Genomic DNA, 21,165 nt, shown 5'->3' with positions numbered 1-21,165 from the left:
CGCCGTCGGAGTCAGGCGTCACCGGCAGCACGCGTCGGTGGCGCCTGACTCAGCCGCGCGTCCAGGTCGTCGTGAAGGGCGACCCCTCCGGATGCGTGGTGAGCGTGTTGCCGTCGCAGGTCACGACCGTCGGCACGTCCGCGGCAGCGACCGACGGCGGTGGGAACGGCGACTCGGCGGACTGGCCGTTGATGTCGATCGCGGTCTGGACGTCGTAGCCGGAGTCGTCGAAGTCCGAGAAGCGTATGGTGCCGCCGTCGGCGGTGGCATCGTCCGACCACTCCCAGTTCGCCGAAAGAACTCCGGTGTGCGTCTGTGTCATGGTCATCGTGAGGCCGCCGGCCATGTCGACGGCCAGCACGAACGTCATGTCGGCGTCGAACCCCAGCACGCCCTCTCGGCCGATCGACAGGGTCTGGCTGCCCGTCGCGTCGGCCGACGTCACGTCCAGGCCCGTCGCCGAGAGCTGCTGCGCCTGCTGCCCGATCAAGCCGTCCAGGTCGGCGTTCCACGTGCCGTCGACGCACTCCGTGGCGGTCTCGACCGGCGGCGACGGCGACGCAGCCGGTGGGTCGGCCGGCTGCGAGACGGCAGGCTGCGACTGTGCCGGAGAGTCCGCATCTGACGCGGCCGGCGCCGCGGTGCATCCTGCGATCGCGACCACCAGCAGGCCGACGCATCCGACCGTGAGCGCGACACGCTCGACGCCGCGGCCCATCGTCGTCAGTCGGCGCTCGTGACCGACTGGACCGCCCCGTCGGAGTCGAGGTTCACCAGGAGCACGTCGTCGGTGGCATCGGGGTCGAGCGCGTACTCGAGCACCGCGAACGGGTCGGAGCCGCCGTGCTCGTCGGCGAGGATCGTCATGCTCATGAGCTGCAGCGACCGGATGACGTCCATGTGGACGTCGCCGGAGATGTCGACGAGTACGTCGTCGAGCGCCTCACCCAGCGCCTCCTGCTGCTGCAGGATGTACTCGGTCACCTCGCTCGTACGGTCGTTGAGCTCGTTCACCATCGCGTTGCGCGCACTCAGGTCGATGGCCTCCAGCGACGAGATGAGCGCGGCGGCGACATCGAGCGCAGCCGGCGACACGTCGTCCTGGTCGGGCGCCGTGAGGTCGACCGTGACCGACTGATCTCCCAGTTCGACGTTCTCCGACCAGAAGATGGATCCGTCGGGGCCCGATTCGAGGAGTCCGAAGTAGTCGTGCTCGATCGCCATGCCCCCATGAAACCGCACCGAGCGCGTCGGCGAAAGTCCGGACACGCCGTCGCGGCGATCCGGCACGGTCACGGCCGATCAGTCGACGAGGGATGCCGCGAACACGTGCGGCGTGAAACCCGTGAGATCGCCGATGCCCTCGCCCTGCCCGAGGAGCTTCACCGGGATCCCGGTGCGCTCCTGCACGGCGAGCACGAATCCGCCCTTCGCCGACCCGTCGAGCTTGGTGAGGACGAGCCCCGTGACGCCGGCGTGCTCCAGGAACGCCTGCGCCTGCATGACGCCGTTCTGCCCGGTCGTCGCATCGAGCACCAGCAGCACCTCGCTGATCGGCGCCTGCTTCTCGATCACCCGCCGGATCTTGCCGAGCTCGTCCATGAGCCCGCCCTTGGTGTGCAGGCGGCCGGCGGTGTCGACGAGCACGATCTCCGTGCCGGTGCTCTTGGCGTACTCGATCGTCTGGAATGCCACGGATGCCGGGTCCTGGCCCTCCTGCTGCGGCCGCACGATGGCCGCGCCGCCGCGCTCGGCCCATGTGGCGAGCTGGTCGACGGCGGCCGCGCGGAAGGTGTCGGCCGCGCCGACGACGACCGAACGCCCGTACCGCTGCAGGAACTTCGCGAACTTGCCGATCGTGGTGGTCTTGCCGACGCCGTTGACGCCGACGACCAGCACGACCGCGGGACGCTCGGTGAGCCGCAGGGTCGTGTCGAACTTCGCGAAGTGCTCCTCCAGCGTCTCCTTCAGCATCCGCTGCAGGTCCTTCGGGTCGGTCGTGCGGAAACGCTCGACCTTCTCGCGCAGCTCGTCGACGATGCGCTCGGTGATGTCCGGGCCGAAGTCGGCCGTCAGCAGCGCGCTCTCGAGGTCCTCCCACGTGGTCTCGTCGATCGTGGGCTTGACGAACATGCCGCGCAACGCGCGGCCGAGCGACCAGGAGCTCTCTGCCATGTCTCCAGCCTAGAGGCGGGCGTCCGGCGGCCCGACCGTCGCCGCGCTCACTGCAGGGGGACGATCGTGGCCGCGAGGCCGTCGCTGATGAGCGTGTCGAGCTCGGCCGTCGCGTCCTGGCCGGACGGGCACTGGATCCCGAGGTAGATGCCGCCGCCCACCGACCCGAACATGCGGGCCGTGTCGAGCCAGCTGGTGCCGTCGTCGCTGGAGCTCGTGATGCTGCGGGTGTCGACGGTCCCCGACGGCGACAGCGGGATGCCATCGTCGTATGCGTACTGCGCGACGTCGTCCCCGGTCACCGCGTCGCCGTCGCTGGTGAGCACGATCGCGAGCATCGAATCGGTCAGGGCACTGTCGTCCAGCGACGTGTCGAGGTCGGTGATCGTGCCCTGGTAGTACGTGGCGACGCACCCGGTGCGGGTGTCGGTGTACCCCCAGCTTCCGTTGCCGTCGTCGGCGGCGCTCACGGTGTAGTTCGAGTCCGTCATGAACGGGTCGGTCCACTGCAGCGTCATCGTGGTCGCGTCGAACTCGACGTCGAACGGCAGGTCGCCGACGCCTGTCTCGTCCGTCGCGGCCTCGTCGTCGGTGGTCGGCTCGTCGGACGGCCCCTGGGACGAGTCCGCGGGACCGACGATGGTGGGCATGGGCAGCGCACAGCCGGCGAGCGTGACGGCACCGACGATCAGGATGCCCACGCCGGCGGCTGAGCGGAGAAGGTGGATCATGGCTGGCAACCTATCGTCAAAGGGCGGGCAGATGGGTATGCGCCCGGCGGTCACGCAACGCGCTCGCCGACGCGCTGGCCCACGACGGCCGAGACGCCGTCCTGGCGCATCGAGACGCCGTAGAGGGCGTCGGCGATCTCCATCGTGCGCTTCTGATGCGTGATGACGATCAGCTGGCTGGACTCCCGCAGCTGCTCGAACACGCCGAGCAGGCGCCCCAGGTTGGCATCGTCGAGCGCCGCCTCGACCTCGTCGAGGATGTAGAACGGACTCGGCCGGGCCTTGAAGATCGCGGTGAGCAGCGCCACGGCCGCCAGTGACCGCTCGCCGCCCGACAGCAGGGAGAGGCGCTCGATCTTCTTGCCCACCGGACGCACGGCCACCTCGATTCCGGTGGTGAGCGGAGAGTCCGGGTCTGTCAGCGTGATGGATCCCGTGCCACCGGGGAACAGGATCGGGAACACCTCGCCGAATGCGACCTGGGTGTCTTCGAACGCCGCCAGGAAGATCGTCTGCATGCGCTCGTCGAGCTCTTCGATGATCGTCAGCAGGTCCTTCCGGGTCTGCGTCAGGTCGGCGAGCTGCTCCGTCATGAATTTGTGCCGCTGCTCGAGCGCCTCGAACTCCTCCAGCGCGAGCGGGTTGACCCGACCGAGCTGCGCAAGCTTGCGCTCGGCCTCCTGAAGCCGTCGACGCTGTCGCGCACGATCGAACGGGACCGTCGCAGCGTCGACCTCGATCGCGGCGTCGTCGGCACCGGGTTCGTCGGCCAGGGGCGCCGTGAGCACGTCATCGGCGGGGATCGGCTGATCGGGACCATATTCCGAAACCAGAATGTCTTCCGCGAGCCCGAGTTCCGACTGCACCCGCTCCAGGAGCCCGGTGACGTGCAGCCGCTTCTCGTGGATCTGCAGCTCGAGGCTGTGCACGCTCTCGGTGAGCCCGGCGAGCCGCTCCCGGACCGAGGACTCCTGGGCGCGGAGCCCGGCGAGCTCGGTCGTCAGCGCGGTGCGCGCCGATTCCGCGGCGGCGAGCTCCGCGCGCGCTTGGGCGAGCGAGCGGTCGACGGAGTCGATGACCGCGGGGAGCTGACCGGCGACACCGGCCGCGATCTCGCGCTGGGCCCGTCGCACGACCGCCCGCCGTGCGGCCTCCGCGGCGGCCTCCTTCTCGCGCTCGCGCTGGCGTTCGAGCGCGACGACGCGGGACTCGCCCGCGCGGATGCGTTCGCGCAGCGTCTCGACGTCCAGGCGCGAGCGCATCTCGCCGTCGCGCGCGGCGTCGAGCGCGGCCAGCATCCCCTCGCGCGCCGACGCGTCGAGGATCGGGCGGGGGGCTTCGAGCGCGGCCGTGAGTTGGTCGTCGGCCGTCCGTGCCGACCCCTCGGCCTCCTCGACCGCCGCCGATGCCTGCGCGAGCCCCGCCGCGAGGCGTTCGCACTCGGCGACGGCGGCCTCGTGCCGCACGGTCGCCCGGTTGAGCTGCTCCGCGTGTGCGGCCAGCGCCGCATCGTGCTCGCGCAGCGTCGTCAACGCCGTCTTGGTGCGCTGTCGCGCAGACTCCAGCGACCGCGACGCCTCCGCCAGCTGCTCGCGCAGAGTCTCGGCGACCGCGGCGACCTCGTCGCGGCGCTCGGCCGCGGCATCCCGCTCGGCCGTCAGCTCCAGGCGTGAGCGCGAAGCACCCGTGCCGGCGCGCAGCGAGTACTCGGTGTAGACCTCGCCACGACGGGTGACCACCGTGACCGGGCCGCCCAGCTGGGCGTCCGCGAGGGCGGGCCCGGCCGTCTGCGCGGCGTCGAGGTCGTCTGCCACCACGACGAACGACAGCACACCCAGCACGCCCTCGGGCGCCGTCACGACCTCGCGCGCCGGCACCACTCCGGTCAGCTGCGGGAACGGAGGGCGCATCATGCCGGCGTCCGCGATCACGATGTCGACGACCCCGGCGTCCGCGTCGCGGACGGCCTCGGCGACGGCGAACGCACCGGCCCGGTCGTCGACCAGCACCCCCTCGGCGAGCGGTCCGAGCACCGCAGCGATCGCCGCCTCGAAACCGGGTCGGACCTGGACGGCGTCGCCGACCAGACCCCGCACGCCGTCGAGTCCCTGAGCGATCAGCGACGAGGCGCCGTTCTGGACGTCGAGCGCCCGGCTGAGCGCGGCGGTCTGAGCCGTCAGCGCCTCCCGTTCCCGCTCGGCCGCGTGAAGCCGTTCGCGGAACGAGGCCACGGCCGTCTCGGCATCGGCCGCGTCACGCTGCGCCGCCTCGTACGCCGTGGCGTGGTCGGCAGACGCCTCCTGGGGCATCAGGTCCGGATCCACGCCGGCAAGGATCTGCTCCGCCTCCCCCCGGCGGGCGAGCGCCGCATCGAGCGCCTTCTGCTGTCGTTCCACGGCCGCCTGCACGGCGGCGAGGGCGGATGCCGCGGCCTCCGCGGATCCCCGCAGCGCGGTGATGCGCATGTCGTGCTCCGACACCAGCGCGCTCTGAGCAGCGATGTCGACATCGAGCGCGTCGAGTTCGGCTCGCGCCCGCATCACGTCACGGGCGGCCTCGGCGGCGGCATCCTGAGCAGCGCCCAGTCCGTCCGACACCTCGTCGATCTCGGTGCGGGCCTCGTCGATCATCGCCTGCGACACGGTGGTGAGCTCGATGCGCTCCTCGTCCTCGGCGTCGCCCAGGAGGGCGAGCCGCTGACCCGCGAGCGCGTACAGACCGCGCAACCGCTCCTGGACGCGCTCCAGCCCGTAGGCGACGCGGCGCGCCTCGTCGACCGCCTCGGAGCGCTGGTCGGCTTCGAGCTGTTCGATGCGCACCTTCGCGTTGTCGAGCCGCTCCTGCAGCACGAGGCGCTCGGCGTGGCGTTCGTGCTCGCTGCGCGTGTGTGAAGCCAGCTCCTCGCGCAGGCCGACGAGCTCGTCGGCGAACAGCCGCGCCTTCGCATCGCGGACGACGGCGGCGATCGTCGCGGCCTCTCGCGCGATCTCGGCCTGTCGGCCGAGCGGCTTCAGCTGACGGCGCAGCTCGCCGGCCAGGTCGCTCAGTCGCGTGAGGTTCGCCTCCATCGCGTCGAGCTTTCGGAGGGTCTTCTCCTTGCGCCGCCGATGCTTGAGGATCCCGGCCGCCTCCTCGATGAAGCCGCGCCGGTCCTCGGGCGTCGCCTGCAGCACGCTGTCCAGACGCCCCTGCCCGACGATCACGTGCATCTCGCGGCCGAGACCCGAGTCGCTCAGCAGCTCCTGCACGTCCAGCAGGCGACACGATTCGCCGTTGATGGCGTAGTCGCTGGAGCCGTTGCGGAAGAGCGTGCGGCTGATCGTCACCTCGGAGTACTCGATCGGCAGCGCGCCGTCGGAGTTGTCGATCGTCAGCTGCACCTCCGCGCGCCCGAGCGGGCCGCGCGTCGCGGTGCCGGCGAAGATGACGTCCTCCATCTTGCCGCCGCGGAGGGTCTTGGCCCCCTGCTCCCCCATCACCCACGCGAGGGCGTCGACGACGTTCGACTTGCCCGAGCCGTTGGGACCGACGATGCAGGTCACCCCGGGTTCGAGAGCGAAGGTCGTCGGCTGGGCGAACGACTTGAACCCTTTGAGCGTCACGCTCTTCAGGTGCATGGCTGCGCCCTCCGCCCCCGGTCGATTACCCGCCTACGCTACCGGAGCCGCACCGCCGATCCCGCGTGCCGAGCCGTGGATGATCGGATGCCGCGACACGCCATGCGCGAGACGAATCTGCGAATTCCCTTGACGCGGGCCCCAGAACCGCGCTAGCGTCACTCTCCGCGTCTGAAGTCGAGAAAGGAGGTCCACCGATGATGATCAATGACAACACTGGAGTCGCCGCCCGTGATGGCGAGGCGATTCGTGCGTTCACGTCGGGGACCGTCTCCTTCGGCGTCGTGCTGAGCGGCCGTTTCCCCGCCGCCATCTGATCCCCGCAGGGGACGAGTCTGCCCGTTTCCGGGCGACGACCGTCTGCTGCGCCGCACCCGCTCCCGGGTGCTGAGCGCTCTCCCCCTGCCTCCTTCCCGTCGTGCTGCGGTACGACATCCCCGCCGTCGGCGCCCGCCGTCGGCATCCCTCCTCCCATCGGAAGAAGAACCATCATGAGTACACTCCTCGCGCCGCAGCGCCAACCGGGCGAGCCCGATACGCTGCGGCTTCCGAGCCGCGACGACCGCATCTCGCTGGTGGACCGCGCCGCGCTGCACCTCGGCCTGCGTCTGCTCCTGTGGAGCACCCGCACCCCCCGTCTCGCAGACGTCCGCGACCGGCACAGCGAAGCGTTCCGCCGACAGGAAGACGCCGCGCAGCGCGAACGCGCCTACGTGCGCGGCGTCATCCTCTCGCGGGGCCTGTGAACGTCACCGGGTCCGCCGCCCCGTTGCGGGCGGCGGACCCCACCCTCACACTTTTCCCATCACCGAAGGAAACAGCGACAATGAACACCATCACCGGCGTCGAATTCCGACCCCTCGTGATCCCCGCGTCGGTCGACGCGGCGGACGCCGCCGACTTCATCGCCATGGTCGACGTCCGCAACGAGATCTACCGCGAGATCTCGGGCCACGGCGACGAAGCCATCACCGCTGCGGAGCTGTTGCCGCACTACCGCAGCAGCGAGCACCAGATCCGGAACTTCTGGATCGTCCTGCAGGACGACGAGGTCGTCGGCCGCATCGGCGTCGACATCCCGCTCGACGAGGGATCGACCTCCGCCATCTGGATCATCGAGCTCCTGCGCCGCACATGGAGCCGCGGAATCGGCTCGGCCGCGTACGAACTGGTCGAGCGCACCGCCCAGGACAGCGGCCGCACGGTCCTGCAGTCCTGGGCCGAGCACCCCGCCGCGGCCGGGCCGCGACTTGCGCCTCCCACGGGCTTCGGCTCGATCCCCGAGGACCACGCGGCACGGTTCTACCTGCGCCACGGGTACACCCTCGAGCAGGTCGAGCGCAGCAGCGCCTTCGACCTGACCGGCTCGTTCGCCGAGGTCGAGCGGCTGCTGAGCGTCGCCCAGGCCGCCTCGGGCGACTACCGCGTGGTGCAGTGGTTCGCCCCCACCCCGGCCGAGCACGTCGACGGCTATGCGTGGATGAAGTCCCGCATGTCGACCGACACCCCGACCGGCGCCATGGAGTTCGCCGAAGAGGCGTGGGACGCCGGCCGCATCGCCGAGCACGACGCGAGGTACACGGATGTCGGCCGCACGCTGCTCGTCACCGCCGCCCAGCACGTCGCCACCGGCGAGCTCTGCGCGTTCAACGAGCTCGTCATCGGGAACGACCGGACCGAGGCGTCCCACCAGGAGGACACGCTCGTCCTCAAGGAGCACCGCGGTCACAAGCTCGGCACGCTCGTGAAGTGCGCCGGGCTGCTGGCCTGGCGCGACGTCGCACCCGCCTCGCCGCGCGTGATCACCTACAACGCAGAGGAGAACCGTCCCATGCTCGACATCAACGAGGCGATCGGCTTCGCGCCCATCGCCTACGACGGTGCATGGAAGAAGGTGCTCGATGTCTGAGCTCGCCGTCGACGTCGTCACCATCAGCCCCGTCGTCGTCCCCGCATCCGTCGACGCGCCCGACGCCCGGGTTTTCGTCGAGATGGTCCGGATCGCCAACGCCGTGTGTCTGCACGACGCCGGCCACGACTACCTGCGCGAGGAGCCCGAGGAGATGCTCGGCATGTGGCAGGACCAGGCGGACTGGACCCAGCTCGGTTTCGCCGCCCTGCGCGGCGAAACCGTGCTGGGCGTCGTCAAGATGCTCATCTCGAACCAGCCCGACGCCAGCACCATCGAGTTCGACCTCATGGTCGACCCGCCGCACCGCGGTCAGGGCCTGGACAAGCCTCTGCTCGCCGAAGTCGAGCGCGAGGCGCGCGAACGGGGCATCTCGACGATCCAGACCTGGACGCTGCACCGCCCGGACGCCGTCGGCGACCGGCTCGAGCCCCCGACCGGCTGGGGTTCGATCCCTGATGATGCGGAGGCACGGCTGCAGCAGGCGAACGGCTTCACGCTCGAGCAGGTGGAGCGCAACAGCGTGTTCGACCTGACCGGGGATCCGTCGCCCGTCGAGCGGATGCTCCACGACGCCGAGGCCACCGCCGGAGAGGACTACCGCTCGGTCACCTGGACGTCGCCGACGCCGCCGGAGTACGTGGAGGGATTCGCCTACGCGCTCTCGCGCATGTCGACCGACACCCCGCAGGGCGGCCTCGTCGTCGACGAGCAGCGCTGGGACGCCGCGCGCGTGGAGCGGCGCGACGCCCGGCTGAAGGCGCAGGGCCTCACGGTCTCCGTCGCCGCCGTCCTCCACGTGCCCACCGGTCGCGTCGCCGCGTACAACGAGCTGGCGATCGCCGACGATCCGGCGGGAGCCACGCAGCAGTTCGGCACCCTCGTCGTGAAGGAGCATCGCGGGCATCGGCTCGGCACGATCGTGAAGTGCGCCAACCTGCTGCGCTGGCGCACGATCGCGCCGCAGTCGCCGCGTGTGTCGACCTTCAACGCGGAGGAGAACCGCCACATGCTCGACATCAACGAGGCCATCGGCTTCGTGCCGGCCTCGTACGCGGGCGCGTGGAAGAAGGTGCTCGAGGCCTGATCAGCCCCGCTGCTGCCGGGGCGGCCGCTGGCAGTGCGCGCAGTAGTGGCTCGACCTGTTCGTGAACGACACGCGCACGATCGGACGGCCGCATCGGGGACATGGCTCCCCGGTGCGGCCGTAGGCGTTGAGCGAATGCGCGAAGTAGCCGGCCTGGCCGTTGACGTTGACGTACTGCGCGTCGAAGCTCGTGCCGCCCTCGGCCAGCGCCTTGTCGAGCACATGCCGGACCTCGGCGAGCGTGCGGTTGACGGCGCGCGTCGACAGCAGTCGCGCCGGCGTCTCGGGATGGATACGGGCCGCCCACAGCGACTCGTCCGCGTAGATGTTTCCTACGCCGCTGACGACGGTCTGGTCCAGCAGCACCCGCTTGACGGCGGAGTCCTTGCGGGCCAGTGCACGGCGGAAGGCGACATCTGAAAAGGCGGGATCCAGCGGATCGCGCGCGATGTGCGCGACCTGCGCGGGGACGGATGCCTCGTCCCCGCCGAATCCGCCGGCCGCGCCGTCGGGCGTCGCGACGAGTTCGTCGATCGCGAGCGAGCCGAAGGTGCGCTGGTCGGCGAAGACCACCGACACCTCCCCGTGCTCGGGATGCGACAGGTCGATGCGCACGCGCTCGTGCCGCTCCGGCGCGGCGCCCGGAGCGCGCAGCAGGAGCTGACCGCTCATGCCGAGGTGGCCGATGACGGCCTGTTCGGAGGGCCCGTCCCCGTCGCGGGGTTCCAGCGGAAGCCAGAGGAACTTGCCGCGGCGCACCGACGAACGGATCCGACGCCCGGTCAGGGTCGCCTCGAAGTCCGCGCCGCTGCCCGGATGCCGCGTCAGCGCGCGCTCGTCGAACACCGACACGCCGAGGACGGTCGCACCGGTCACCGCGGGCGCGAGGCCGGCTCGGACGACCTCGACCTCGGGGAGCTCAGGCACGCCCGGTGAGCTCTCGCCACGCACTGAGCGCAGCGGCCATCTCAGCGTGCTTCTTGCTGGTGCCCGTGCCGTCCGCCGTGAGGTCGCCGACGGTCACCGTCGCGGTGAACTGCCGGTCGTGGTCCGGTCCGGTCGAGGTCACGGAGTACGCGGGCGGCAGCATCGCACCGTGCGCGGCGAGTTCCTGCAGCGCCGTCTTGGGGTCCATCGCCGCGCCGTACCGCTCGGGGTCGGCGAGCAGCGGTTCCACGAGCCGCAGCACGAGGGCGGTGGCGGCATCCGGACCCGCCGACAGGTGTGTGGCGCCGAAGACGGCCTCCATCGTGTCGGCGAGGATCGAGTCCTTGTCTCGGCCGCCGGTGAGGTCTTCGCCGCGTCCGAGCAGGAGGTGCCGTCCGAGGTCGATGCCGCGCGCGATCTCGGCGAGGGCGACGGTCGACACGACGCTCGCGCGTCGCTTGGCGAGCGCGCCCTCGTCGAGATCGGGATGCCCGGTGTACAGCCGGACGGTCACAGCCAGGCCCAGCACCGAGTCGCCCAGGAACTCCAGACGCTCGTTGTGCGGGACCTGCCCGTTCTCGTACGCCCACGACCGATGCGTGAGCGCCAGCGACAGAAGCTCGGGGTCGATATCGACCCCGAGCTTCTGTGTGAGTTCTGCGAGCGACAGGCGCTCGGCAGTGACGTCGGTCACGTCAGTGCGACGATCAGACGTCGGCGACCTTGCGGCCCTTGTACTCGAGGAACAGCTCGGTGCCCTGCGAGTCGGTGACGACCTTCGCCTGGTGCGGGCGGCTGTAGACGGTCTTGCCGTTCTCAACGGTGGTCGTCAGCGTGATGGGCGCCGCCTTCCACTGCGCGCGACGCGAGCGGGTGTTCGAACGGGAAACCTTGCGCTTCGGGGGGTTACCTGCCATGGCTAACTCTCTTCTGTCGGATCATCCCCGCGTGAGCGGGGAACGTCTGGGGTGAAGTCCTGGAGCGCGGCCCATCGTGGATCGGCCGGCTGGCTCAGCTCTGCACCGGCACTGTCGGTCAGTCGCTCACCCGTGGCCGGATCAAGGCCGGGGCAATCCGGCTGACATACCGGCTGAAATGGAAGCGACAGGACGACCGCTTCCCTGACCAGAGTTTCAAGATCCACGTGGTCGTCTTGAACCTCGAAGTCAGCTTCGTCTTCTCCAGGATACGCGAAAAGCTCCTGGAACTCGACTTGGAGCCCCTGGGCGATGTCGGTGAGGCACCGACCGCACACCCCGGCGTACTCCGTATCGATGTCTCCGGACACGAGGATGCCCTCGTGCACCGACTCCAGACGCACGTCCACGGCGACGGTCTCGCCCTCGGGGACGGCGACGAGGCCCTCACCCCACTTGTCGGGAGCGGGGACCTCGAACGAGTGCTCGCGCATCTCTCCCGGACGATGAACGAGATCGCGGACCGGGATCGCGAACGGACCCGTCACATGCTTTCTGACCACGGACCCAGCCTAGCCGCGGCCGGCTGGTCAGATGCCGCGAGCGCCCGTGTCGAGAAAGCGCGCGACGGCGGCCGGAACGTACGGCGAGACATCTCCGCCGAGCGAGGCGACCTGGCGGACGAGCGAGCTCGACACGAGAGCGTGCGCCGGGTCAGGAAGCAGGAAGACGGTCTCGACATGCGCGAGGTGCCGGTTGACGATCGCCATCGGCGTCTCGTAGGCGACGTCGACCTGCGAGCGGATGCCCTTGACGAGCACGCTCGCCCCGACGTCCGTCGCATAGTCGACGAGCAGGCCCATGCTCCACGACGCGACCACGACGTCGCCCTCGATGCCGCTCTCGGCGATCGACTGCTCCAGCAGCGACTGGCGCTGCGCGATCGGCAGCATCGCCTCCTTGCCGGGGTTGTGCACCACCAGCACGTGCAGCTGGTCGTACAGCGACGCCGCGCGGCGGATGACGTCGAGATGACCGAGGGTCGGCGGATCGAACGATCCCGGGACGACGGCGATCCGGCTGCTCATGCCGACCAGCCTACTGGCCGCAGCGGACGCGCCCGCGCGTCAGTTCTTCGCGAGCGCGGCGCGCTCGGCCATGCCGACGCTGTGCTCCAGCGCCGCGGCGAGGCCGGGATTGCGGGCGAGCGCGGGGTCGTCCTCGAGCACCTGCTCGGCCGCGACACGAGCCTCGCCGATGACGTCGGCATCCTTCACGACCCGCAGCAGCCGCAGCGAGGAGCGCGCACCGGACTGCGCATCGCCGAGCACATCGCCCTCGCCCCGCAGCTCGAGGTCGACCTCGGCCAGCGCGAAGCCGTCGAGGGTCGAGGCCACGGCATCGACGCGATCGCGCGCGGGCGTGCCCTGCGGCGCCTCCGTGACCAGCAGGCACAGCCCCGGCACGCCGCCACGACCGACCCGGCCGCGCAGCTGATGGAGCTGGGACACGCCGAACCGGTCGGCTTCGAGGATCGCCATGGTCGATGCGTTCGGCACGTCGACGCCGACCTCGACGACCGTGGTGGCCACGAGCACGTCGACGTCGCCGCGCGCGAACGCCTGCATGACGGCATCCTTCTCGTCGGAAGGCATCTTGCCGTGCAGGATCTGGACCCGGATGTCATCGAACGAGGGATGCCGCGACAGCAGGTCGGCGACCTGCACGACGCCCCAGCGAGTACGAGGGGCCTCCCCCGCCTCATCCCCTGCGGGCTCGTCGGCCGTGTCGTCCTTGGTCAGCGCCTCGGCGTCGATGGCGGCGCACACGACGAACGCCTGCCGACCCTGCGCGACCTCCTCGGCGATCCGCTCCCATACGCGGCCGAACCAGCCCGGCCGCTCCGCGAGCGGCGCCACGAACGTCTCGATCGCGGCGCGACCCGCCGGCATCGTGCGGATCGTCGACACGTCGAGATCGCCGAACACGGTCATCGCGACGGTGCGCGGAATGGGGGTGGCCGTGAGCACGAGCGCGTGCGGCGACGAGCCCTTCGCGCGCAGCGACTCGCGCTGCTCCACTCCGAACCGGTGCTGCTCGTCGACGACCACCAGTCCGAGATCCGCGAACGTCGTGGACTGGCTCAGCAGAGCGTGGGTGCCGACCACGATGCGCGCCTGCCCCGATGCTGCGCGCAGCGCCGCCTTGCGACGCTCGGCCGCCGGCAGCTGGCCGGTCAGCAGGGTCGGCATGAGCTCGGGGGCGAGCTGGGGTCCGAGCATGCGCGCGATCGATCGCACATGCTGCGCGGCGAGCACCTCTGTCGGCGCGATGAGCGCGGACTGGCCGCCGTCCTGCGCCACCTGCAGCATCGCACGCAGCGCGACGAGCGTCTTGCCTGAGCCCACCTCGCCCTGCACCAGCCGGTTCATCGGCCAGTCGCCCTGCAGATCGCGCACGATCTGGTCGCCCACGCTCACCTGATCGGGTGTGAGCGGAAAAGGGAGTGCCTCGTCGAAGCGCACGAGCAGCGAGCCGGGACTGCGCCGCGTCGCCGACATCGCACGCACCGATGCCCGCTGCTGCAGCAGCGCGACCTGCAGCACGAACGCCTCCTGCATGCGCAGCGTCGCACGCGCCTGATCGACCTCGTCGAACTGCTGCGGACGGTGGATGCGCTCCAGCGCGGTCCGCGCGTCGAGCAGGCCATGCCGCGCCCGCACCTCGAGCGGCAGCGGCTCGGGGACCTCGCCCAGTCCGTCGAGGACGAGCTCGACCGTCTTCTGCAGCTGCCAGCTCGCAACCGTGCTCGTGGCGGGGTAGATGGGGATCGGCAGGTGCGCGTTCTCGGCGGCTTTCAGACGCGCGGCGTCCTCGTCCTCGAACAGCTCATAGTCGGGATGCGTGAGCTGCTGCGCACCCCGGTACACGCCGACCTTGCCGGCGAAGATGCCCTGACGTCCTGGCTTGAGGTCCCGCACGCGCCACGACTGATTGAAGAACGTGAGCGACATCTCGCCGTTGCCGTCGCTGATCACGACCTCCAGCAGCGATCCGTTGCGGTTCTTCATGCGGCGCTCGTTGACGCGCCGCACCTCCGCCACGATCGTGACCGGCTCGCCGATCGGCAGCGTCGAGATCGGGGTCAGCTCGCCGCGCCGCGCGTACCGCCGGGGATAGTGCACGAGCAGGTCGCCGACCGTCGTCATGCCGAAGGCGCGGTCCAGCGCCGCCGCCGTCTTGCCGCCGATCGCGCCGCCCAGACGCGAATCGAGCGTGAAGGACGTCATGCCCCGAGGCTATCGCGCGGCCCGGACAGCCGGCGACGCGGCTGCGCCCGCTCGCGGGCTATCGTGAGGGGGTGACGCGCATCATCGCGGGCCGCGCCGGCTCCCTCGTCCTCGACGTTCCGGACGCCGGCACGCGTCCGACCAGCGACCGCGTGCGCGAGTCGCTGTTCGGAGCGCTGGCGTCGTCCGGCGTGCTCGACGGCGCGGCGGTTCTGGACCTGTACGCCGGGTCGGGCGCACTCGGGCTCGAGGCGGCCAGCCGCGGCGCGGCATCCGTCGACCTGGTCGAGAAGGCGCCGCGTGCCGCGACCGTCGCCCAGCGCAACGCGGGCCGGGTCGCCAAGGCGATCGGCGACGGCGGCGCCATCCGCGTGCACCGATCGGCGGTCGACGCCTACCTGCGCACGGCGCGGGGACCGTTCGACCTGGTGTTCCTCGACCCGCCCTACGACGTGGGCGAGACCGAGCTCGCGGCGACCCTCGCGCTCCTCGCGCCGCTCGTCGCCGACGGCGCCGACGTCGTCATCGAACGCGCATCGCGCTCGCCCGAGCCCGCCCTGCCGGACGGGCTCGTGGCGTCACGGTCGAAGCGCTACGGCGACACCACGCTCTGGTGGGCGACGACCGCCTGAACCGCGTCGCCCTGCCACACGTCCGGGCCCTCGAAGCCGACGTCCTGCGTGATGGTCAGCCTGCCCGTGGCGCCCAGGACCAGCCGCAGCGTCGACGCGTCGCCGAGCAGCCGGAACTCGGCGATGAACTCGTCGCCGTGCCACCCGCCTCCGACGGCGACGCGATCGCCGTACCAGAAGCGGCCCGCACCGGGATCGGCCGGGAACTCCGCCACCGACCACGCTCCGGGCGCGAACGGCAGCGCATGGTCGTCGATCGTGAGGACGCCGCCGGCCACCCGCAGGCGACGCACCGGCGCGTCCTCGTACTCGTACAAGACGTCGTCAGCGCGCAGCTCGCCACCGGGTGCTGCGATCGGGACGGTCGGGACGATCACCGCGGGACCGTCCGCCGTCGCGGCCGGCACGGCGTCGAAGGCCGGAAGCAGCTCAGCCCAGAGCGCGTCGAGAGGCTGCTGCATGTCGGGCAGGCCGCCGGTGATCGCCACCACGGCATCATGCTCGGGCAGCACCACGACATACTGGCCGAACGCGCCGTCGCCACGGTAGGCGCCGTGGCGGCACCGCCAGAACTGGAAGCCGTAGCCCTGATTCCAGTCGGACTCGCCCTGCCCGTTGGCGACCTGCCACGCCGTCGCCTCGTCGATCCACGCCGCGGACACGAGCTGCCGGCCCCTCCAGGTGCCGCGCTGCAGCAGCAGCTGTCCGAAGGCCGCCAGCTCCTCGGGGCGGATCGAGAGGCCGAAGCCGCCGGCATCCACTCCCGTCGGGCTCTGCAGCCAGGTCGGATCGACGAAGCCGAGCGGCTCGAAGAGCCGCGGACGCAGATAGTCGAGGAGCCGCTCGCCGGTGCGCGTCTGCACGATGAGCGACAGCAGATGCGTCGCCGGGGTGTTGTACATCCAGTGCGTCCCCGGTGCGTGCACGAGCTCGGCGGCCAGGGTCTCGCGGGCCCAGTCGCCCTCCCCCAGCTCGGCCTCGGACGTGTGCCCGGTGGTCATCGTGAGCAGGTGCCGCACCCGCAGCTGCGCGAGGTGATCGGACGGCTCGGCGGGGGCGACGTCGGGCAGGAGGTCGATCACGCGATCGTCGAGCCCGAACCGCCCTTCGTCGATCGCCATGCCCACGGCGAGAGAGGTGAAGCTCTTGCTGACCGAGTACAGCGCCGTCGGCTCGTCGCGCTCATACGGCGCCCAGGTCGCCTCGCCGACGACATGCCCATGCCGGACGACGGTCACCGTGTGGACGTGCGGGATGCGGCCGAGCGCGGCGACGAGGCGTTCGATCGCCACGGCAGGGAGGGCTTGCTGTTCGGGGGCCGAACGCGGAAGGAGAGCGCTCACCCCGTCACCGTAGCGGTCGGCGGCGACACCGCGCGCCATGAGTCAGCCGGTGCGCGCGTCCCAGTCCCGATACGGGTCCCATCCGGTGCGGCCTTCGTAGGGCGCATCGTCGACGAGGACCGGGTCCGCGCCGCGCGCGACGACCCGTCCGATGCGGCGGAAGCCGGCCGGCAGCGGCCTGTCGGGCGGGAACGTCACGAGCAGCGCGTGGTCCTCGCCCCCGGTGAGGGCGGAGTGCGCGTCGCCCCCGAGCGCCGAGGACTCGATCGCGACGGAGACGCCGGATGCCTCGGCCAGGCGCGACGCGTCCAGCAGCAGGCCGTCCGACACGTCCATCATCGCCGTCGCCCCCGCGTCCGCCGCGATCGGGCCGAGCGCGACCGGCGGCGCAGGACGCAGCTGGGCCGCGAGGTCGTGGCGCTCGGCAGGGGTCAGGATGCTCTCGTCGACCGGCACGGGCGCGTGCGCGGCATCCGTGAACCGCTCGAACAGCACGCGGAGGCCGCGGCCCGCCCGGCCGAGCTCGCCGGCCACGGCCACGACATCGCCCGCCCGGGCGCCCGACCGCAGCACGGGTGCACGCCCGGCGAGGGCGCCGAGCGCGGTCACCGCGATCGTCAGCGTGTCCGAGACGGTCAGGTCGCCGCCCTCGACCCGGCATCCGGGAGCGAGCTCGCGGCATGCGGCACGCAGCCCGTCGGCGAGGCCCGTGACGAAGGACAGATGCGTGGACTCGGGCATCGCCAGCGCCACGAGGAGCGCCGTCGGGGTGGCGCCCATGGCCGCGACATCGGCGAGGTTCACCGCCGCGGACTTGAAGCCGAGGTCGTACGCGCTCGACCAGGCGAGGCGGAAGTCGGGGCCGTGCACGAGCGTGTCGACCGTCGCCACGACGCGGCCGTCGGCGGCGGCGATCACCGCGGCGTCGTCACCGGGGCCGACCAGCGCGTTGGACTCCCCCAGCCGCTCCAGGATGCTCCGCAGGATCACGCCCTCGCGCAACTCGCCCACCGTCGGATCCGCGTGCTCGTCGACCATCCGTCCACGCTACCGTCGCCGGATCGGGATGCCGTCACGCCCGGGTTAGCCTGGAGGGGTGCGTGTGATCCCGACCCTGCTCGCTGCCGGACTCGCGGCGGTCGCCACGATCGGCCTCGCCGGCTGCTCCACCACGGTCGACATGAAGCCGGCGCAGGACGCGAACGACCCCGCCTGCGCCGAGGTGAGCGTCCGCCTGCCCGACTCGGTCGACGGCCAGTCGCGCATCTGGACGGACGCGCAGGCGACCGGCGCCTGGGGCAACGACGGCTCGGCCATCCTGCTGCGCTGCGGCGTGACGCCTCCGGGACCTACCGAGGCCAAGTGCATCAGCCTCGGCGGCGTCGACTGGATCGTCGACGAGACGCAGGCGCCGAAGTACCTCGTCACGACCTACGGGCGCGAGCCCGCCGTCGAGGTGTTCATCGACAACGAGGCGGTCTCGCCCAACGAGGTGCTCACGCAGCTCGGCGAACGCGTCGTGCTGAACGCCACGGTGAGCGAGGCGGCCTGCACCAACGTGGAGTCGCTGGAGCAGGACGCGCCCACGGGCTGACGCGCGGCGACGACCGGCTCAGGCCGGCTGTGCCCGCGCTCGCGCGGACCGCGCGGCTCAGGCGGCCGCGCGCTCCAGCGCCGTGTCGATGAGCTCGGTGATGAGCTCGGGGTAGGTCATGCCCGACGCGATCCAGCACTTCGGGAACATCGAGATCGGCGTGAAGCCCGGCATCGTGTTCAGCTCGTTCACGTAGAGCCCGTCGGCGGCGAGGAAGAAGTCCACGCGGGCGAGGCCCCGGCCGTCGACGGCGTCGAACGCGCGGACACCCAGCTCCTGGATCGCCGCGATCTCGGCGTCGGTGAGGTCGGCCGGGCACACCACGTCGGCGCCGTCACCGCCCAGATACTTGCCCTCGAAGTCGTAGAACTCACGCGTCGTGAGCACGATCTCGCCGGGCAGCGACGCGCGGGCGCCCGCACCGTTGCGTCCCTCGAGCACCGCGACCTCGACCTCGCGGCCGACGATGGCGGACTCGATGAGCACCTTGTCGTCCTCCGCGAACGCCAGCGCGAGGGCCGCATCCAGCTCGGCGGCCACGTGGACCTTGGAGACGCCGACGCTCGACCCCGCCCGCGCGGGCTTGACGAACGACGGCTCACCCAGGGCTGCGGCATCCGCTCGCACGCCCCCGGGGTCGCTGTCCCATCGGGCACGCGTGACCGTCACCCACGGCGATACCGGCACACCCGCGGCGGCCAGCACGATCTTCATGAAGTGCTTGTCCATGCACAGCGCCGAGTCGAGCACGCCGCCGCCCGCGTACGGGATGGCGAGCGTGTCGAAGAAGCCCTGGACGGTGCCGTCCTCGCCGTGCAGGCCGTGGAGGATCGGCAACACGACGTCGAGGCGGCCGAGGTCGTCCACCGTGCCGTCGGCGCGGCGCACCCGCAGCGTGCGGTCGGCGCCGCCCTCGGGCCACACCACGCGGGTGCCGTTGTCGGCAACCTCGGGCAGACGGTCGGCATCGAGCGCGAACTTGTCGGGGTCGTCGTCCTCCAGGACGAACACGCCGTCGCGCGTGATCCCGATCGGGATCACGCGGTACCGGTCACGGTCGATCGCCCGCAGCACCCCTCCCGCCGTTGCGGAACTGATCGAGTGCTCGCTGGATCGACCGCCAAAGAGCACCGCCACCGCCGGCTTGTCCATTCTGCGTCCTCTCCCCCTGGGGGGTGTCGTCGTCTGTCGTCAGGTGGGGCGCGATGTCTCGAGGGTTCATGGTGCCGTCGAGCACCATCTTGACCTGCTCGACGATCGGCATCTGCACGCCGACCTCGCGCGCCAGCTGCAGGATGGGCGCGACCGATGCGAGCCCCTCTGCGGTCTGGTTCATCTGCTTGACCACGTCGTCGAAGCGGTAGCCCTGGCCGAGCAGGCGCCCGGCGGTGTTGTTGCGGCTGAGAGGCGACTGGCACGTCGCGATGAGGTCCCCGAGGCCGGCAAGCCCCTGCAGCGTCTCGGGCTGCGCGCCGAAGGCCACGGCGAAGTCGGTCATCTCGACCAGACCGCGCGTGATGATCGACGCCTTGGTGTTCTCGCCGTAGCCGACGCCGTCGACGATGCCGATCGCGACCGCGATGAGGTTCTTGAGGACGCCGCCGAACTCGGTGCCGATCACGTCGGTGTTCACGAAGGTGCGGAAGTACTTGTTGCGCGCGCGCCGGGCGACGGCCTCCGCCGTCTCCTGGCTCGTCGACGCGATCACCGCGGCCGTGGGCTGTTCGCGCGCGATCTCGAGCGCGAGGTTGGGCCCGGAGGCCACCGCGATGCGGGCCGGGTCGCAGCCGAGCTCCTGCTCGATGACCTGGCTCATCCGCAGCCCCGTGCGCCGCTCGACGCCCTTCATGAGCGACACGATCGGCGCGTCCGTCTTCGCGATCAGCGGGCGTACGGCCTTCAGGTTCTGCCGCACCGCCTGGCTCGGGATCGACAGGTACACCTGCTCCGCGCCCTCGAGCGCCTCGGACAGGTGGTGGGTCGCGTGCATGTCACGCGGGAGGTTGATGCCCGGGAGGTACTCGCTGTTGCGCTTGCCCTCCTGGATCTCGCCCGCGAGCTCGGGGCGTCGAGCCCACATGGTCACGTGCGCGCCGCCGTCCGCGAGGATCTTGCCGAACGTCGTGCCCCAGCTGCCGGCGCCGATGACGGCGACCCGCGGCCGAGCGGAATCCTGCCTACGGCTCAAGGCGCCCCGTCTCCTTCTGCCCATGGTCGGCGGGATTCCACCGGGCCTCGGGCGCAGGCTCGCCGCGCAGCTGCGACAGCAGCCCCGCGATGTCGGCCATCACGACGTCCGTCGCCGCGACCAGCGCGGTCTGCGAGGTCGCCTCGTCGGTGTAGGCCGACAGGTCCACCGGGTCGCCCACGATCACGCGGACGCGGCGGCGCAGCGGCCACAGCTTGAGCTTCCCGTACCGGGGCAGCACCTGCTGGGCGCCCCACTGCGCCATCGGGATGACCGGGATGCCGCCGGCCAGAGCCAGCCGGACCGCACCGGTCTTGCCGCGCATGGGCCACAGGTGGGGCTCGCGCGTCAGCGAACCTTCGGGGTAGACGATGACGCCGCGTCCGTGGCGCACCAGCGTCTCGGACGACTCGAGCGTCGCCCGGGCCGCAGCGGCGGACGTCGCCCGCGACACCGGCACCATGCCGGTGTGGCGCAGCACCCATCCGAGCACGGGGACGCGGAACAGGCTCTCCTTCGCCATGAACCGCGGCGCGCGGCCCATGCGCCACACCGCGATGGCCACGACGAGCGGATCGATCTCGCTCACGTGGTTGGGCGCGAGCACGAACGCGCCGTCGCGCGGGAGCTTCTCGGAGCCCTCGACCTCGATCTTGAACACGAGGCCCATGAGCGGGATGATGATGGCCGCGAGCGGCCAGAACAGACTCGGTCGTGTCTTCTCGCTCGAAGCGCGCGGTCGACGGGGGCTCATC

General features: G+C 71.2%; 21 protein-coding genes. 5 read left to right on the top strand and 16 right to left on the bottom strand.

What is annotated here, in order from left to right; translation table 11 throughout:
* Positions 1–49: 49 nt before the first annotated feature.
* The 5 genes from ACFWJ8_RS01290 to smc form a co-directional block, all read right to left on the bottom strand.
* Positions 50–718, bottom strand: a complete 669-nt coding sequence (locus tag ACFWJ8_RS01290; protein WP_378807984.1) for a hypothetical protein — start codon at positions 716–718, stop codon at positions 50–52.
* A gap of 5 nt (positions 719–723) precedes the next feature.
* On the bottom strand, positions 724–1,224 hold the full coding sequence (locus ACFWJ8_RS01285) for a DUF2004 domain-containing protein (RefSeq protein WP_378807981.1): 501 nt from the start codon (positions 1,222–1,224) through the stop codon (positions 724–726).
* 78 nt (positions 1,225–1,302) lie between these two features.
* A complete protein-coding gene (gene ftsY / locus ACFWJ8_RS01280) occupies positions 1,303–2,175 on the bottom strand; it encodes a signal recognition particle-docking protein FtsY (RefSeq protein WP_378807979.1) in 873 nt (290 codons plus the stop codon).
* Between the two features lie 47 nt (positions 2,176–2,222).
* Entirely contained in the window at positions 2,223–2,906 is a 684-nt protein-coding gene (locus tag ACFWJ8_RS01275) for a hypothetical protein (protein ID WP_378807976.1), read from the bottom strand.
* A gap of 50 nt (positions 2,907–2,956) precedes the next feature.
* Positions 2,957–6,523, bottom strand: coding sequence for a chromosome segregation protein SMC (gene smc / locus ACFWJ8_RS01270; RefSeq protein WP_378807973.1), 3,567 nt, complete (start codon positions 6,521–6,523; stop codon positions 2,957–2,959).
* Positions 6,524–7,014: 491 nt separating this feature from the next.
* On the opposite strand from smc, the gene ACFWJ8_RS01265 reads away from it, so the two are divergent.
* The 3 genes from ACFWJ8_RS01265 (at position 7,015) to ACFWJ8_RS01255 (ending at position 9,519) form a co-directional block, all read left to right on the top strand.
* Entirely contained in the window at positions 7,015–7,269 is a 255-nt protein-coding gene (locus ACFWJ8_RS01265; RefSeq protein ID WP_378807970.1) for a hypothetical protein, read from the top strand.
* 80 nt (positions 7,270–7,349) lie between these two features.
* Positions 7,350–8,432, top strand: coding sequence for a GNAT family N-acetyltransferase (locus tag ACFWJ8_RS01260; protein WP_378807967.1), 1,083 nt, complete (start codon positions 7,350–7,352; stop codon positions 8,430–8,432).
* Positions 8,425–9,519, top strand: a complete 1,095-nt coding sequence (locus ACFWJ8_RS01255; protein ID WP_378807965.1) for a GNAT family N-acetyltransferase — start codon at positions 8,425–8,427, stop codon at positions 9,517–9,519. Before ACFWJ8_RS01260 ends, ACFWJ8_RS01255 begins: the two co-directional genes overlap by 8 nt.
* Here ACFWJ8_RS01255 and mutM read toward each other — a convergent pair whose 3' ends face one another.
* Genes mutM through ACFWJ8_RS01225 form a run of 6 tightly spaced genes read right to left on the bottom strand, consistent with a single transcriptional unit; the run spans position 9,520 to position 14,653 of the window.
* Positions 9,520–10,446 carry a bifunctional DNA-formamidopyrimidine glycosylase/DNA-(apurinic or apyrimidinic site) lyase gene (mutM, locus tag ACFWJ8_RS01250; RefSeq protein WP_378807962.1) on the bottom strand — a complete coding sequence of 309 codons (927 nt, stop codon included), beginning with the start codon at positions 10,444–10,446 and terminating at the stop codon, positions 9,520–9,522.
* On the bottom strand, positions 10,439–11,140 hold the full coding sequence (rnc, locus tag ACFWJ8_RS01245) for a ribonuclease III (RefSeq protein WP_378807959.1): 702 nt from the start codon (positions 11,138–11,140) through the stop codon (positions 10,439–10,441). Before rnc ends, mutM begins: the two co-directional genes overlap by 8 nt.
* 13 nt (positions 11,141–11,153) lie before the next feature.
* Positions 11,154–11,363 carry a 50S ribosomal protein L32 gene (gene rpmF / locus ACFWJ8_RS01240; RefSeq protein WP_055965500.1) on the bottom strand — a complete coding sequence of 70 codons (210 nt, stop codon included), beginning with the start codon at positions 11,361–11,363 and terminating at the stop codon, positions 11,154–11,156.
* Between the two features lie 2 nt (positions 11,364–11,365).
* On the bottom strand, positions 11,366–11,911 hold the full coding sequence (locus ACFWJ8_RS01235; RefSeq protein ID WP_378808650.1) for a YceD family protein: 546 nt from the start codon (positions 11,909–11,911) through the stop codon (positions 11,366–11,368).
* A 42-nt stretch (positions 11,912–11,953) separates the two neighbouring features.
* The gene (coaD, locus tag ACFWJ8_RS01230; protein WP_378807956.1) at positions 11,954–12,451 is read right to left on the bottom strand and encodes a pantetheine-phosphate adenylyltransferase; all 498 of its coding nucleotides are present in this window, start codon (positions 12,449–12,451) and stop codon (positions 11,954–11,956) included.
* 39 nt (positions 12,452–12,490) lie between these two features.
* The gene (locus tag ACFWJ8_RS01225; protein ID WP_378807954.1) at positions 12,491–14,653 is read right to left on the bottom strand and encodes an ATP-dependent DNA helicase RecG; all 2,163 of its coding nucleotides are present in this window, start codon (positions 14,651–14,653) and stop codon (positions 12,491–12,493) included.
* Positions 14,654–14,724: 71 nt separating this feature from the next.
* Here ACFWJ8_RS01225 and rsmD point away from each other — a divergent pair, with 71 nt between their 5' ends.
* Positions 14,725–15,285, top strand: a complete 561-nt coding sequence (gene rsmD, locus ACFWJ8_RS01220; RefSeq protein ID WP_378807952.1) for a 16S rRNA (guanine(966)-N(2))-methyltransferase RsmD — start codon at positions 14,725–14,727, stop codon at positions 15,283–15,285.
* Here the strand turns inward: rsmD and ACFWJ8_RS01215 are convergent.
* Together ACFWJ8_RS01215 and thiL are read right to left on the bottom strand one after the other, a co-directional pair.
* Positions 15,246–16,628, bottom strand: coding sequence for a serine hydrolase domain-containing protein (locus ACFWJ8_RS01215; RefSeq protein ID WP_378807950.1), 1,383 nt, complete (start codon positions 16,626–16,628; stop codon positions 15,246–15,248). The two genes, rsmD and ACFWJ8_RS01215, sit on opposite strands and share 40 nt — an antisense overlap.
* Before the next feature lie 42 nt (positions 16,629–16,670).
* Entirely contained in the window at positions 16,671–17,666 is a 996-nt protein-coding gene (gene thiL / locus ACFWJ8_RS01210; protein ID WP_378807948.1) for a thiamine-phosphate kinase, read from the bottom strand.
* Between the two features lie 58 nt (positions 17,667–17,724).
* Between thiL and ACFWJ8_RS01205 the strand changes: the two genes are divergently transcribed.
* Positions 17,725–18,222, top strand: coding sequence for a DUF3515 family protein (locus ACFWJ8_RS01205; protein WP_378807946.1), 498 nt, complete (start codon positions 17,725–17,727; stop codon positions 18,220–18,222).
* 57 nt (positions 18,223–18,279) lie between these two features.
* Here the strand turns inward: ACFWJ8_RS01205 and ACFWJ8_RS01200 are convergent, their stop codons facing one another.
* Genes ACFWJ8_RS01200 through ACFWJ8_RS01190 form a run of 3 tightly spaced genes read right to left on the bottom strand, consistent with a single transcriptional unit; the run spans position 18,280 to position 21,164 of the window.
* Complete coding sequence (locus ACFWJ8_RS01200; protein ID WP_378807944.1) at positions 18,280–19,374, bottom strand: D-alanine--D-alanine ligase family protein; 1,095 nt, start codon at positions 19,372–19,374, stop codon at positions 18,280–18,282.
* Positions 19,274–20,434, bottom strand: a complete 1,161-nt coding sequence (locus ACFWJ8_RS01195) for an NAD(P)H-dependent glycerol-3-phosphate dehydrogenase (protein ID WP_378807942.1) — start codon at positions 20,432–20,434, stop codon at positions 19,274–19,276. Before ACFWJ8_RS01195 ends, ACFWJ8_RS01200 begins: the two co-directional genes overlap by 101 nt.
* The gene (locus ACFWJ8_RS01190; RefSeq protein ID WP_378807940.1) at positions 20,400–21,164 is read right to left on the bottom strand and encodes a lysophospholipid acyltransferase family protein; all 765 of its coding nucleotides are present in this window, start codon (positions 21,162–21,164) and stop codon (positions 20,400–20,402) included. The genes ACFWJ8_RS01195 and ACFWJ8_RS01190 overlap by 35 nt, the downstream gene beginning before the upstream one ends.
* Position 21,165: the final 1 nt, after the last annotated feature.

The organism is Microbacterium sp. NPDC058389 (assembly GCF_042722305.1).
Lineage (GTDB): Bacteria > Actinomycetota > Actinomycetes > Actinomycetales > Microbacteriaceae > Microbacterium.
This window is presented reverse-complemented; position numbering and strand designations above follow the sequence as displayed.